At 34.3% G+C, this 13,562-nt stretch carries 13 protein-coding genes and 5 pseudogenes; 13 read left to right on the forward strand and 5 right to left on the reverse strand.

Going from position 1 to position 13,562, the window contains the following annotated elements; genetic code table 11:
• Positions 1-134 precede the first annotated feature (134 nt).
• Positions 135-863: a hypothetical protein gene (locus M3L71_RS04120; RefSeq protein ID WP_280144062.1), complete on the reverse strand. Its 729-nt coding sequence runs from the start codon at positions 861-863 to the stop codon at positions 135-137.
• A 265-nt stretch (positions 864-1,128) separates the two neighbouring features.
• Positions 1,129-2,058, reverse strand: coding sequence for an Rpn family recombination-promoting nuclease/putative transposase (locus M3L71_RS04125; protein WP_280144063.1), 930 nt, complete (start codon positions 2,056-2,058; stop codon positions 1,129-1,131).
• Positions 2,059-2,474: 416 nt separating this feature from the next.
• Here M3L71_RS04125 and rnhA point away from each other — a divergent pair, with 416 nt between their 5' ends.
• The 4 genes and pseudogenes from rnhA (at position 2,475) to M3L71_RS04145 (ending at position 5,118) form a co-directional block, all read left to right on the forward strand.
• Positions 2,475-3,011 (forward strand): ribonuclease HI, encoded by a 537-nt coding sequence (gene rnhA, locus M3L71_RS04130; protein ID WP_410543489.1) that lies wholly within the window; start codon positions 2,475-2,477, stop codon positions 3,009-3,011.
• Positions 3,002-3,305, forward strand: a pseudogene (locus M3L71_RS04135) (ATP-binding protein); the annotation flags it as partial. The gene rnhA and the pseudogene M3L71_RS04135, both read left to right, overlap by 10 nt.
• 125 nt (positions 3,306-3,430) lie before the next feature.
• Positions 3,431-4,446, forward strand: a pseudogene (locus M3L71_RS04140) (IS481 family transposase).
• A 45-nt stretch (positions 4,447-4,491) separates the two neighbouring features.
• Positions 4,492-5,118 carry a hypothetical protein gene (locus M3L71_RS04145; protein ID WP_280144064.1) on the forward strand — a complete coding sequence of 209 codons (627 nt, stop codon included), beginning with the start codon at positions 4,492-4,494 and terminating at the stop codon, positions 5,116-5,118.
• Here M3L71_RS04145 and M3L71_RS04150 read toward each other — a convergent pair.
• Positions 5,091-5,951: pseudogene (locus tag M3L71_RS04150) on the reverse strand (IS630 family transposase). The gene M3L71_RS04145 and the pseudogene M3L71_RS04150 sit on opposite strands and share 28 nt — an antisense overlap.
• A 48-nt stretch (positions 5,952-5,999) precedes the next feature.
• On the opposite strand from M3L71_RS04150, the gene M3L71_RS04155 reads away from it, so the two are divergent.
• Together M3L71_RS04155 and pyrF are read left to right on the forward strand one after the other, a co-directional pair.
• Entirely contained in the window at positions 6,000-6,491 is a 492-nt protein-coding gene (locus M3L71_RS04155; protein ID WP_280143174.1) for a hypothetical protein, read from the forward strand.
• A 36-nt stretch (positions 6,492-6,527) separates the two neighbouring features.
• On the forward strand, positions 6,528-7,208 hold the full coding sequence (pyrF, locus tag M3L71_RS04160; RefSeq protein WP_280143175.1) for an orotidine-5'-phosphate decarboxylase: 681 nt from the start codon (positions 6,528-6,530) through the stop codon (positions 7,206-7,208).
• A gap of 631 nt (positions 7,209-7,839) precedes the next feature.
• On the opposite strand, the gene M3L71_RS04165 is transcribed toward pyrF, so the two are convergent.
• Complete coding sequence (locus tag M3L71_RS04165; protein ID WP_280143176.1) at positions 7,840-8,052, reverse strand: hypothetical protein; 213 nt, start codon at positions 8,050-8,052, stop codon at positions 7,840-7,842.
• On the opposite strand from M3L71_RS04165, the pseudogene M3L71_RS04170 reads away from it, so the two are divergent.
• From M3L71_RS04170 to M3L71_RS04200, 7 genes and pseudogenes are all read left to right on the forward strand, one after another.
• Positions 8,046-9,052 (forward strand): annotated as a pseudogene (locus tag M3L71_RS04170) (IS630 family transposase). The gene M3L71_RS04165 and the pseudogene M3L71_RS04170 sit on opposite strands and share 7 nt — an antisense overlap.
• Positions 9,053-9,121: 69 nt before the next feature.
• Positions 9,122-9,916: a 4-hydroxy-tetrahydrodipicolinate reductase gene (gene dapB / locus M3L71_RS04175; RefSeq protein ID WP_280143177.1), complete on the forward strand. Its 795-nt coding sequence runs from the start codon at positions 9,122-9,124 to the stop codon at positions 9,914-9,916.
• On the forward strand, positions 9,913-10,671 hold the full coding sequence (pstB, locus tag M3L71_RS04180; RefSeq protein WP_280143178.1) for a phosphate ABC transporter ATP-binding protein PstB: 759 nt from the start codon (positions 9,913-9,915) through the stop codon (positions 10,669-10,671). The genes dapB and pstB overlap by 4 nt, the downstream gene beginning before the upstream one ends.
• A 99-nt stretch (positions 10,672-10,770) precedes the next feature.
• Positions 10,771-11,247: an ankyrin repeat domain-containing protein gene (locus M3L71_RS04185; RefSeq protein WP_280143179.1), complete on the forward strand. Its 477-nt coding sequence runs from the start codon at positions 10,771-10,773 to the stop codon at positions 11,245-11,247.
• On the forward strand, positions 11,235-11,594 hold the full coding sequence (locus M3L71_RS04190; RefSeq protein ID WP_280143180.1) for a hypothetical protein: 360 nt from the start codon (positions 11,235-11,237) through the stop codon (positions 11,592-11,594). The genes M3L71_RS04185 and M3L71_RS04190 overlap by 13 nt, the downstream gene beginning before the upstream one ends.
• Before the next feature lie 210 nt (positions 11,595-11,804).
• Complete coding sequence (locus M3L71_RS04195; protein ID WP_280143181.1) at positions 11,805-12,212, forward strand: IS630 transposase-related protein; 408 nt, start codon at positions 11,805-11,807, stop codon at positions 12,210-12,212.
• Complete coding sequence (locus tag M3L71_RS04200; RefSeq protein WP_280144129.1) at positions 12,205-12,684, forward strand: IS630 family transposase; 480 nt, start codon at positions 12,205-12,207, stop codon at positions 12,682-12,684. The genes M3L71_RS04195 and M3L71_RS04200 overlap by 8 nt, the downstream gene beginning before the upstream one ends.
• Here M3L71_RS04200 and M3L71_RS04205 read toward each other — a convergent pair.
• A pseudogene (locus M3L71_RS04205) lies at positions 12,674-13,554 on the reverse strand (hypothetical protein); the annotation flags it as partial. The gene M3L71_RS04200 and the pseudogene M3L71_RS04205 sit on opposite strands and share 11 nt — an antisense overlap.
• Positions 13,555-13,562: the final 8 nt, after the last annotated feature.

Raw genomic sequence — 13,562 nt, forward strand, 5'->3', positions numbered from 1 at the left:
ACCTTTATCATTTGCTTTAGTAAATACTATAGCATGCATTTTTTATAGTATTCTAAAGTATGGGCAAGAGTATGTTAAAAAAGGAATGAACTATTATGAAACACGTTACAAAGAGAGAGTTAAAAAAAACTTGATCAAAAAAGCACAGGAATTTGGCTACATCTTAGTTCAAAAAGATGAACTTGTTGAGGGAGTTTCTTAGAAGCTTTAACAGCAGACAAGTTAGCAATAGCGTCAACTATTAGGTTATCAATCTTTTTCTTTTCTTCTTGACTCATAAGGCGATAGAAGTATTCCACTCCTTCACTCCACTTAAATTCTACAGCTTTATTAAAACCCTCTGCTGCATCATCATGTTTTTCAAACCCTCCAGTTTTTTTATCAATCCAGAAAGTAAACACAGGGTCTACACTTTTCATAGGATCCAATAATTCATTTCTGACATATTTGCGGTTGTTAGTTGCAGGCTTGCCATCATCATCTACTTCTTCGGAAGAGAAGCCACTTTTGTAAGACTCAAGTTGTTTCTGAAAAAGTTGAGGAATCTTATCTGTCACACAATACCTGCATGCCATATTATATCTACAAAGTGGATTATTTATTTCTCCTATTTTCTCTTCAGTCAATTTCTGACCTAAAACAGCATTATTTAGTCTTACACCCGACCAATAACTCTCGTCTTGGAAAACCTTATACAAAAACTGCAGCTCATCGTCTTTGAGATACTCTACCTGCTCTATATAAGTCTTTACCCATTTTTCAACAGACAAGCGCCTACCAGCAGTGATATTAGAGTCTTTATGTTGAATAGAATCTTGCAATTTTTTAAGTACTACAGCACGATGCTCTATTTCTCTTGGCACTTTACCCCCTATATAAAAATATTTACTGCATTATGCAAAAGTTAGAATCAAATAGCAACACTAAAATTATCAAGGATAAGAAAATTTTATGAAAAACATTTTTTATATTTAGATATTATGCGTTTAACTGATACGTAGAATTGGTGAGAAAATCAAATAGGCCATAGCGAGAATAGCGGAAGAGTTAGATGTAGGCTTTAATATATCAGACTAATGGATAAAGAAGTATAATAAGTTGAAAAGCGCTCTAAGGGAGCTACAGTACTTAAGCTTTTTCCTTGAGCTGTGAAATATCAGCTTGAGAAAGTCCTGTAGATTCAGCTATTAAGTCAACAGACACTCCAGCCTTAAGTAGGTTTTTGGCCACAGCTATTTTAGCTTGTTTTTCTCCCTCTCCCCTACCTTTTTGATGGCCGATTTGGATGCCTTCTTGTCTGCCTTTTTCTTGACCAACTTTAAGACCCTCATCAAATTTTTGAGCTAAAGCAGCTATCTCATCCATTATGCGTTTTTTCATTTGTTCATATGCTAGTAACTCTTCTTCTGACCAATTAAACTTATTCATCTCTTCATAAGCTCGTTTTATTATTACGTCACTACCAACTATCTTATCCAGATCCTCTTCCCTTGTTTCTGCTGCATATCGGAAAAAATAACACCATTTTTCTACTATATTTTCTAGTTGGTCTTCTTTTGTCTTTGTAAATTTTGGTAGTTCTATGAATACGAAGTAAAAATCCTTTAAGTCATGTTCAAAGCTATTTTGATCTAAAATGACATGATTAGATTTGTACTCAGCCTTATCTGGAAAAATAATACAATCAGCAACAGCTATGAAGATAATTTCCTTGAGATTATGATAATTATCACCTTGATCAGCTTGACTTGAGTAGGCTTTGGCAGCATAATACTGAGCACGCTTTTCGAAGCCTTTGGTCTTAGTAAACTGCATTTCTATGATGTATCTTGAACCTTGAGAGTCTTTACAAAGAACATCGACAATACTCTGCTTTTTAGCGGCAATTTCATGGTCTAAAATGGTAGCTAAGAATTCAACATCGTGAATAGCAGCTAAGCCAGTAAAGCCTAAAATATCGTTCAAGAAATGAATGAGAATATCTTTGTTTTTCTCAGTGCCAAATATTCTTTTGAAGGCATAATCATTGCGAGCATCAAGAAACTTCGAAAGAGCCATGAGAAAGTAAGATAAAAAGCATTAATAATTATACACAATTGTGAAGAAATATTCAACGTTTTTGTGCTAAAGTCTATTAAAGTTAGCTAAATTTCAATAGTTGGCAAAAAATTACCTTCATAGATGACCATAGAATGCTACTGCGCACCTTAGATGTTTATTTTATTATCTTTTACAACTCCCTCCATAAACCCCAGCAAATGAATTGATGAGCTATTAAGAGATTAAAAATATTTATTTTCAGTGTGAGAGATTAACCTCCTAATAAAAATACTAGCCCAAAAGCTCAATTACGATTTACCTAATATCGAGAGGACAGGTTTGTCAATCCCTCACACCTTACATTTTAAAATATTCAAAAAATAATATCAACATATTTCGGTAGCAAATTTACGTTGAATCTATATCCTGTAAGTATGGGCGAAAAAAAGAAGGTTACAATATATACAGATGGAGCATGTTCCGGAAATCCAGGTCCTGGTGGATGGGTAGCTGTGATGATGTATGAAAATAAAAGTGTCTTTATCAAAAAACGTATCTCTGGAGGTGAAGAAAACACAACGAACAATAAGATGGAGTTAAAGGCTGTGATTAACGGGCTAAAGATGTTGAAAGTTTCTTGCAAAGTTGTTTTACACACTGATAGTCAGTATATTAAACAAGGTATAACAGAGTGGATCAATAAGTGTAGAACAAATGGTTGGAAGACAGCCAATAAAAAATCAGTAAAAAACGTTGAGTTATGGAAGGAATTGGATGAAATTGTCTTGCAGCATGATATTAACTGGAAGTGGGTTAAGGCTCATAGTGGTAATACCTATAATGAAGAGGAAGATAGACTTGCTAGAAAGGAATCTAAAAAGCTAAAATATAGAGATTGTGAGGTCAAGAAATCACCAAAAAATAGAGGGAACTCTAAGTTTCATAGATTGGGTGGAGTATTATGGCAATAATTCTTTTAGACACAAAAACTATAAATCGTATAGCAGCGGGAGAGGTAATAGAGAGTCCAGCAAAAGGAATTAGTAGAAAATGCAATAGATGCTGGAAGTTCAGAAATAGAGATCAAAATAGAAAGTGGTGGGCGCAATCTTATAACTGTGACAGATAATGGAAATGGAATAGAAAAGGAAGATTTGGAACTTGCGTTTATGCTCCACGCTACTTCAAAATTAAGCGATAGTGAGTTAATAGAAATCAAGCACCTTGGGTTCAGAGGAGAAGCTTTACCTTCAATTGCAGCAGTGTATGTGTGATTCATAGAGGTTATTACATCAAAAATGTAAGATAAAATAAAAACTTTGACTTGTGATAGTTTAAATACCTTATTAAAATAATATGAATAAATTCATCAACAAGAGGCAATCAGTAAATGGATACCAAAGTTAAGTTGCGTCTGAATTGGATAGAATTATACAAAAATTAGGTCATGCAGGCAAAGTATGTCAACACTATAACATTTTACGCTTTACCTTACGAAAATGGTACAAACGTTATGAAAAGCTAGGTGAACAGGGATTGTCAAACCTTAGTAGCAGGACTAAAACTTTACCCTTACAAAAAATCAACAAGTCAAATGAACAGCTCATTCTTCATCTGAGAAAAGCTAGAAAATTAGGAGCAAGACGTATTCAAGCTGAATTAAAGCGTTTACATGATATCTCTTTTGCATTGGCTACTATACACAAAGTTTTGAAGAAACACGATGTAAGTCTTTTACGTATTAAGCGCCACTATCGCAAGCAGATTAAGCGTTATAACTGCAAAGTGCCAGGAGAGCGTGTACAAATGGATGTTTGCAAAATATCTTCGGGGCTTTATCAATATACTGCTATAGATGATTGTACGCGTTATAAAGTTATCGCATTATACTCAAGGCGTACTTCAAAAAATACTCTGGATTTCCTAAAACAATTAAGGGAAAGGGCTCCATTTCATTGTCAAAGGATTCAGACCGATAGAGGACAAGAATTTTTTGCTTACGAAGTGCAAGAGTGTCTAAAAGAATGGAAAATAAAATTCCGTCCAATTAAGCCGTTTTCCCCACATTTAAATGGTAAAGTAGAAAGAGCGCAGCGTACAGATTTAGATGAATTTTATAGTAGCGTTAACATTAAGGATTATGAATTGCAAGTCAAGCTTAGGGATTGGGAAGAATATTATAATAAACAACGTCCTCATAGCTCTCTTCAGGGAAAGACTCCTTGGGAAAAATATAAAGAACTGGAAAAAACAATTCCTTGTCTAAGTGAAATACAAAAAAATTATATCTCATCAAAAGAAACATTTGTCATGCAAAATTACAAACACAACCAAGAGTTAAAGTCACTTCAAAAAATAAAACCTCTTAACAGGTATTTTAAGTTCAGACTTGATCTGACAAATTAGTTGCAATAACCTCTATGAATCACACAATTTAACTCGATTAATGATGTGCCAAATGGGTCATCAATTATAAAAGAGATAAGAAAGCGCAATATGGTTGAACCTGAATCATTACCTTTTATGTTCGGCATTCTTAATCGATATAATGACTATGGTTGGTCTGATGATAATGGCTATTTCAAAACAGAATTAGGGCAGTGGTATAAAGATACAGCAAAAACCGACTATATGCTGCAGCTCCTTGCAGGTAGTAATACTTATGATTGTACGTATTCTAGTTTTTATCATCCACCACAGTTGTACTTCTTACAAGGAAGTAACGGTAAATTTCTGTACAGAAAAGCATTTTTACGTCGTAGTCACAGCTCAGATCAATACAGTTACCCATATGCACTACTTGGAGTAATATTTGTAAAAAACACTACAAACAGCGATAAAACGCGAACGCTTCATTTTAGTGCTTCATCACGTTGGAGTTCAGGATATGAAGGAGCAGGGTTATTCGTAGGAACACCTAGTCACGTTAATACTAATAAATCGGCAATCTCAAGAATAACTTGGACAAATATTTACAACTACTCAACTAATTCTGCAGTATTTAGTAGTTCAAATAATATTATAGCTCTTTTCATAATAGTCCGGAAAGTTCATAGAAAAGCAGAATCAACAGCATGACGAAAAGATGTGAATAGAGGGATGTTTTTCCTAGCTCTATTTTTTATAGCAAACCAATGATGCTCAATTTTATTGAAATCTGGGGAATACGTAGGAAGATACAAAATTTCAGCACCAACTTCTTTAGCAAGTTCAGTAATCTTATTAGACTTATGAAAAGTAGCATTATCAAGGATAACAGTTTGTCCAGGTTCCAAAATCGGTGTCAAAAACTGCTCAAACCATTTATTAAAGATATCCATATTACAATGGCCCTCAAATGTTAACGGAACAACTATTTTTCTACTATTTAGAGCTGCAATCATGCTAATTCGTTGAGTTTTCTTTCCAGATTTTAGGGCATAAAATCGCTGTCCTTTCTGAGAATATCCATAGGGATAGTCTTCGGTATTATCAATACCAGATTCATCTATATATACTAAGTTTTGAGGTTCTTTCGTTGCTATAATTTTCAAAAATTCAGCACGTTTTTCTTCATTCCTTTCTTTGTATCCATATGTCTTTTTTTGCGTGTGAGGCCAATTTTTTTAAGAGCTAGATGAATCGTTGGGATTTTAACATTACTCCAAGGCTAAGCCATTTCCGATAGAGTTTTTCCACCATGTTTTTTTGGCAAATTCAGTAAATTTATTCCAGTCGGTAATTTTATGATTATAACCTCCATTTCCAAGTTTTTTCGACTGAAAATCTCCTGTTTCTTTTTTTCTTTGCTGCCACTCCCATAATGTAGTTCTTCCAATTTTAAATCTTGCTGCTACCGTTTCTCTGCTTTCCCCTTCGTCTAGTACCTCCATTGCTTTTTTTCTTAAATCATAACTATATGCTGCTGGCATACTTACCTTCACTACTATAAACTCTTATTTTAAACCGTTTGGACCATTATGAAAAGAGCTATACAATGTAAATTTAAAGAAATTGATCAGAAAAATAAAAACTTATCTCAAGAGTTAAAAAGGAAATTTGAAGAGCTAGATAAAGCAGATGGTTTAATTAAAAATCAATCTTTTGAGTTAGACAGAATAAGACAAGATTGTAATAACGAAGTGAAAAATTTAAGAAATTCACTTTTAGAGCGAGACAGTCAAATAAAACAACTTCAATATGTGATAGATAAGATAGAAGAATCGATAAGAGAAAATGAAACAATTAAAGATTATAGCAAAAAAATAATATTAGGGGAGACTCAGAAAATAAAATTTATATTAGGGCAACTTGTTCAATTCACGCCAGGTGAAGATTATAGACCATTAGAAGAAGCTTCACTGGGAGATCTTGGATATGAATCATTCATTGCCACCCCAACCAAATCGCCAAATTCACTATTGACAGAATCTTATGAACTTAATCAGAGTGAAGGTATTTGCAAAACGTAATAACTAGCTTTATTATAAAAAAAATTATACAAGATAATGAACCCAATAATATGCGCACTGGATACACAAGATTTGAATGAAGCCATATCTTGGGCTAATGGTCTGCGTGATAAGGTTGGCATGGTAAAACTTGGGTTAGAATTTTTTGCTGCACATGGTCCTTCTGGAGTGAGAGAAGTTGCAAAATGCAATGTACCAATTTTTTTAGATCTAAAATTGTATGATATTCCAAACACTGTAGCTAGAACAGTTGAAGCAATAAAAGCTCTAGATGTTGAAATGCTAACATTGCATATCAGTGGTGGAACAAAAATGCTTAAAGAAGCACTAAGTATAGTGCAAGGAAAGAAAATAAAGCTAATTGGAGTAACAGTACTAACTAGTATGGGCAATGAAGATCTGAGTGAACTCGGAGTAGCAAGGGAAGCAAAATCACAGGTAATTTTGCTAGCCAAGATTGCAAAAAAGATTGGACTGCATGGAATAGTTTGCTCTGCACTAGAAGCTCAAGAAGTGCGCCAAGAATGTGGTAAAGACTTTAAAATTATTACTCCAGGAATCCGTATGAATTCAGCTCATAATGATCAAAAAAGGACAGCAACACCAAAAGAAGCAATAAATTCAGGAGCTGATTATATCGTAATTGGCAGACCAATTACAAAAAGCGGCAATCCCGCAAGTAGTGCAGAATTAATATTGAAATCCCTTACTGATTGAAGCAGGAGAGCGGCAAGATAGATAAGGTACCATAGAATAAAAGCAACAAACGGTATGTATACGTTCAGCAGGGTGGCAAAACAAGGTAGACGAGAAAAGATAACTAAATGGGTGTCATCCCAGTGCTTGACCATTTTTCTTTTTTTTCTGGATTACAGCGTCACGCGCTGGAATGACAGGGCTGTGAGTGTCATCGAAGTAGCCGATACAGGCCTTTTTCTTCTGTCATCCCAGTGCCCTGACACTGGGATCAAGTTAAATTTACAGGTATAAAAGTAATCAACGTTTCTGGTGATGATAGAAAAATGGATCCCAGCACAGGATACCATTTATTGTTTTGGCAAATTTGTACAGCTACGTACTTTATTTGCACATTCTTCTGAACAGATACTCAGTGAAAAAAAAAGTGCTTGACACAAAAAATGGATGCTGTATAGTACTGACAATTAAGTATAATATTTACCGCGGTGTAATACTACACTACTTTTTTTACTTCAACAAGTAATCATTATTATTTTTTTCTCACTACCAAGTAGCTTACGTTCATTTGTATCTACCATGAAGCCAATGCTGGAATCCAGAAAAAAGACCGGTGAATGGCAGTATACATATACAGTTGTATGAACGTTGTTTACCACAAGGGCGCCATCCCAGCACTGGTATCCATATTGTAAACAAGCGTTTGAGTTATACTAAGCTGCCATTCACCGGTCTTTTTTCTGAATGCAGGTTGCATGACAACAAAAAGGTACTGATACCAATTCCCGCTATAGAAAGAACAGATAGAGAATAATGGGGAAAAAGTCATACTAGAGTAAGTGAAATAGCGAGGTATAAATGGCATTAAGGTCAAAACTATTAGACGAAAGAGTTGTAAATTTAGCGAAAGAAATGTTAAAAAAGGTAAGAAATAACGCATATGTTTCAAAAAAGTTACAAGCGGTGATAGCAGGAAAAGAAAGTAGTATAAGCGCTGTGGCAAGAATATGTAAAATTTCAAGGACTGCTTTGACTGAATGGATAAAGCATCTAAAATTTGGTAGAGTAGAAAAATTATTTGCCCCGTTTCAGCGGAGAAGAAAAAGCAAATTAAACAAAAATCAACGTGAGCAAATTGAAATATGGGTAGAAAGAAATCCAAATATTACTATTAAGGAAGTACAAATAAAAATCTCAGAGGAATTTGCCCTAAACATCAGCAAATCAACAGTGCACCGTGAGATACAAAGGATGAAATTTTCTTACATAACACCGAGGCCAATGGACCATAAACAAGATAAAAACAAGCAAGAAGAGTTTAAAAGATACTTCAATAAAATAGTCAATTTCCACCCTAAAAGGGAGGTGTTTTTTTTTGATGAATCACGATTTGGGACTCATTCAAAAATCGGACACGGATGGTTTAAAAAGGGGTCAGAACGCAGGTTAAAATGAAAATTGGTAGACAAAATTTCTATATCTAAAGTGCGGTAAATCCAAGAAGTGGTAAGAAAATCAGCCTACTTGCTCCATATGTAAACACTGATTGTATGAATATATTTCTGGAGCAGATGTCGAAAGATTTAGGCACGAAAGAAGCCTTTCTTGTAATGGATTGTGCAAGTTGGCATAGATCAAAAAGTTTGAAAATTCAGGAAAACATTACCATCATATACTTGCCTCCTTATTCACCGGAACTGAATCCTGTTGAAAGGTTGTGGCAATATATCAAATACAATACTTTACGCAATAGTATCTACGATACCATAGGTTTACTTGAAGATGTTTTGTGTAATTTTATTGTCAATATTTCCAGTACTACTATTAAACGAGTTTGTAATGTTTCTTATTTGTTCCGTCAGTAATGGATTTTGGTATCAGCTTATAAAGATGACAAAGCTTCAAAAAAAGCCTAACATAGTGGAAAAAGCTTTATGAAAATCAAAGTTGGAGTAATAGGCTGCTTAGGCAGAATGGGTAAGAAAATACTCAATGAATTAATTACGAATACCAAAGTGGAAATAGCAGGTGCTGTTGCTCGCTTGGGCAGTGAGTATATAGGCTTAGATATTGGGCCTATTGTAGGCAATAATTGCAATTTAGGAATCAAAATCACAAGTTCTATTAGTGAGGTATTTGAATCGTCCGATGTTGTAATAGATTTTACAACTAAAGAATGTATGCTAGAATGCCTTAAGGCGGCCGTGAAATTTAAAAAACCTCTAGTTAGTGGCACAACTGGAATAGAAGGTCTAAATTTAAAAGAATATGCTGCTAAAGTTCCAATATTATGGTCAGCAAATATGAGTATAGGAGTTAATGTGTTGCTGAAATTGGTAAAAGAAGCTGCCAAACTTTTAGGTAATGAGTATGACGTTGAAATTTGGGAAATGCATCACAATTTTAAAAAGGATTCACCATCTGGAACAGCTATAGAGTTTGGTAAAGCAGTTGCTAACGCTGCAAAAGTGGATTTTGAGCTCAATCAATATTCACATAATAATTCAAATATAAGAGGGAAAGGAGGAATAGGCTTTGCAGTATCTCGTGGAGGTGGAGTAATAGGAGATCACAGTGTCATGTTTGTCAATTCCGATGAACGAGTAGAATTAAATCACAAGGCAATTGACCGCACAACGTTTGCTAGAGGGGCTATTCAAGCAGCAATATGGTTGTGCGAGAATAAAAAGGAAATTCCAGGACTTTATTCAATGCAGGATTTGGTATGAGCGATAAATACGCTTTCGTTAAAAATTTAAATCTTTGGTATGGCTCCAAACAAGTTTTATTTGATATAAATTTGAATATTTGCAAAAAGAAAGTCACAACTTTTATCGGACCTTCTGGGTGCGGTAAATCGACATTTTTGCGTTGTTTTAATCGTATGAATGATTACGTACCTGGATGTAGAGCGACTGGTGAACTGGTAATCGATGGGCTGGGTAATATATATTCACGTGATATGGATGTTGTATTGCTCAGAGCAAAAGTTGGTATGGTATTTCAAAAACCCAATCCTTTTCCAAAGTCAATATATGATAATGTTGCTTATGGGCCTAAATTGCATGGCATGGTGAAAAATAAGCAAAAATTAGATGAAATAGTAAAAAGTAGTTTAACTAAGGTTGGTTTATGGGAAGAGTTGAAAGATAGATTGCAAGATAGTGCACTAAATTTATCTGGTGGCCAGCAACAAAGATTATGCATTGCTCGTGCAATTGCAGTAAAGCCAACTATTTTATTAATGGATGAACCATGCTCTGCCCTTGATCCAATGGCAACCAACGCAATCGAAAATCTTATACAAGAATTGAAATTGAGGTTCACCATAATTATGGTAACTCATTCGATGAAGCAGGCTAAAAAATTATCTGACAGCGTAATTTTCTTTTGCAATGGCAAGATTGTTGAATTCGGAAGTACTCAAGAAATCTTTGAAAATGCTCAGTCTCCTTTAACGAAGGAGTATATTCTGGATCATTAGCTTAATAGTTGATATTTTAATTTTTTTCTATGTATAATTTTATCAAGTTTGTTGTGATAGGTGGTTAAAATGTTTAGTACAAGTGAAGCAACAAAAAAGTTGTTTAAAGCTATTGAATTTCAAAATGCTAGTGGTGAAAGAATAACACCTGAGGAAGCTTGGAATCATTTTCAACAAGCATTGAAAGAAGGAGCGAATGTTAACGCTTTTGAGGATGGGATGACACCTTTGATGTACATTATTTCAGCTTTTGTTACTAGTAATAACGAGGAACATCAATATTTAGAGCTTATGGCTAAGTTGCTTGTAGAGCATAAAAAAATTGATGTAAATATTAAAAGCAAGCAAGCTGTTATTAAGAGAAAACCAAAGGAACATGATGGTTATCCAGTTTACGAATTTGAGGGGAGAGAAGTAGTAGATAAGGATATAAGGGGTTGTGTATACCTTGACAATTTACAACCTGTTAATGAAGGATTTATACCTCAAAATTATGCTCGTGCAGAGGAGGAAATTAAGACCGGCAAGAAGGAAAAAATACAGCTCTACACATTGCTTGCAAGTTGGGAAATGTAAACATGATAGAAATATTACTTACACATCCAAATATCAAACCTAATATTAAAAACTATGAAAACAAAAGTCCAAGAAATTGTATTGCAGGACATGTCAAGAAAGCAATAGAACCAGAATTCCTAAAGATAGAAGCAGTCGCTCAAAAAAGGAAACAAACTAATTATGCTTGTGCTTTTTTGTTATCTGGAGTACTTGCTGTTGGTCTATGTTTCACAGTTTATAACCCAGTTCCGTTTGCTGCAACTCCGTTGCTTTTTTTTGCAATAGGATGTGGTTGTCTGTATAGAGCAAATACAGTTCTTAACGATGTAAATTTCTCTCAGGTTGATTTCGAACATGCTAAGTGATTTATCTGTTCAGGTAAGGTGTAATTCCAGCACTTGATGCTGGTTTTCATTTAATCTCATTGAATTTAGCATAAGCTCAGTTTACTTGTAAATTTTTCTGGATCCCAGTGTCAGCTACTAGGATGACAGGAGTATGAAATGGGTCTACTTGACCATTTATAGTATTTCCCAAAGCAAATGATAAAGGTATAACAAAGTATTTGAGTTATAATGGCATATAGTGTGGATTTAAGGGAAAAGGCAGTATTGATGATAGAAAAAGGGAAGACAAAGGTTGAGATAGCAGAGCTCATGGAGATAGGAATAGCAACTCTGTACCGCTGGTTAAAAAAGAAAGCTGCTGGTGAAAGCTTAAAGCCATCTAAAAACGGTAGCTTTATTCGAAAAATAGACCCAAAAATACTCGAAGAATATGTTACAAAGAATCCAGATCATACTCTGGCAGAGATGAAACAAAATCTTGGATTTGGAATAAATTCAATTTGGTATAGACTAAAACAGCTAAAAATTACTTTAAAAAAAAAGTCACACTATATCAAGAGCGCAATCAAGAAGATAGGCAGCAATTTATTGATAAAATCTCAAAATAGAACATTCCAGCATCTTATATATAGATGAAGCAGGAGTTGATAATAAGTTATACCGAGAATATGGACGTGCTCCAAGAGGAAAGAAAATTTATGCAGATATTCCAGGGAGAACTCGAGAGAGAATCAGTATAGTAGCCGGGTGGATTGGAATGAGATTTATTGCACCAATGACTTTCAAAGGTGGGTGTGAAAAAGAGGTATTCAATATATTGTTGGAGAAGATGTTATTACCTAAATTGCCACTTGGCACAACCATAGTTATGGATAATGCTACATTTCATAAGACCACTAAAACAAAATCATTAATAGAGTCTTTTGGCTTTCATGTGCTGTATCTTCCAACATATTCACCAGATTTGAATCCCATAGAACACTGTTGGCATACCATCAAAAGCCGCCTCAGACCTCTAATGTATAAATGTACAGACTTACAACTTTTGGTTGGTAATACCATAATGGAAATTTATCCATTCATTTTAGAAAATACTATAGAACTTTAGCATATTCTTCCAAGCCTTGCTTTTCTTGCACTAATTCAGCTTTTTCTTTACTTAACTTTTGTATCTCTTTTTGCGCTTTCCTTAACTTCTCCTATAACTTTTCCTTCTCTACTTTTCTCCTTTCAAATTCACTCTCTACCGAATCACTTAGCTGCTTGAGTTTTTGTGTTACTTCAGCAAAAACTTCATCTTTTTCCCTTACCTTTCCATTTAATTCCTCCACCTCTCTCATTTTTGCTGTAATTGTTCTAATATAGTTTGATTATTTCCAGTTAATCTTGTATTTTCTTTTTCCAATTTATTAATTCTTTCGTTTAAGCTTTCATCTACAACTTGTGCACTTTTGTCTTGCATTTCAGTACTGCCTATTTGAGCTTCTTTGCTGCCAAGCTCAATTTCTTGAGTTGTTTGAATGTTAATATTTCTATTGCTATTTTCTATCACAATCTCAGATGATTTATGATTGCCTTTCTCCTTATTTCTAAATTTTATTTGATACAAGAATAAGTTACCTATTTTTACATCTTTATTTGCTTTCAATTGATCATCAGTAACACGATTACGCTCGATAAGTTCTATACCATTAGCATCAATATTAATTATAATAGTGCACTTTTTTCCGTCCTCATCACACCAATTCAGAGTCATTTCGTATGCACCATCAGTTACAACATAGTGCCTTATTCCTTCTTCAGAAACAAAACCGTGCATTCCATTTTTTCCATTGCTATGCAGAGTTGAAAATCCTGAAATTCCATTATCTTGACAGAAATTACTATTCAAAAACTCAATGACTTTGAATTTGTTTTTATTAGCTCCCAATTTAACTTCTGCACAACTACCATATATTGACACTGTTTCAACACCCATACGCGTCA

The sequence above is a fragment of the Wolbachia endosymbiont of Frankliniella intonsa genome, assembly GCF_029856955.1.
Classification (GTDB): domain Bacteria; phylum Pseudomonadota; class Alphaproteobacteria; order Rickettsiales; family Anaplasmataceae; genus Wolbachia.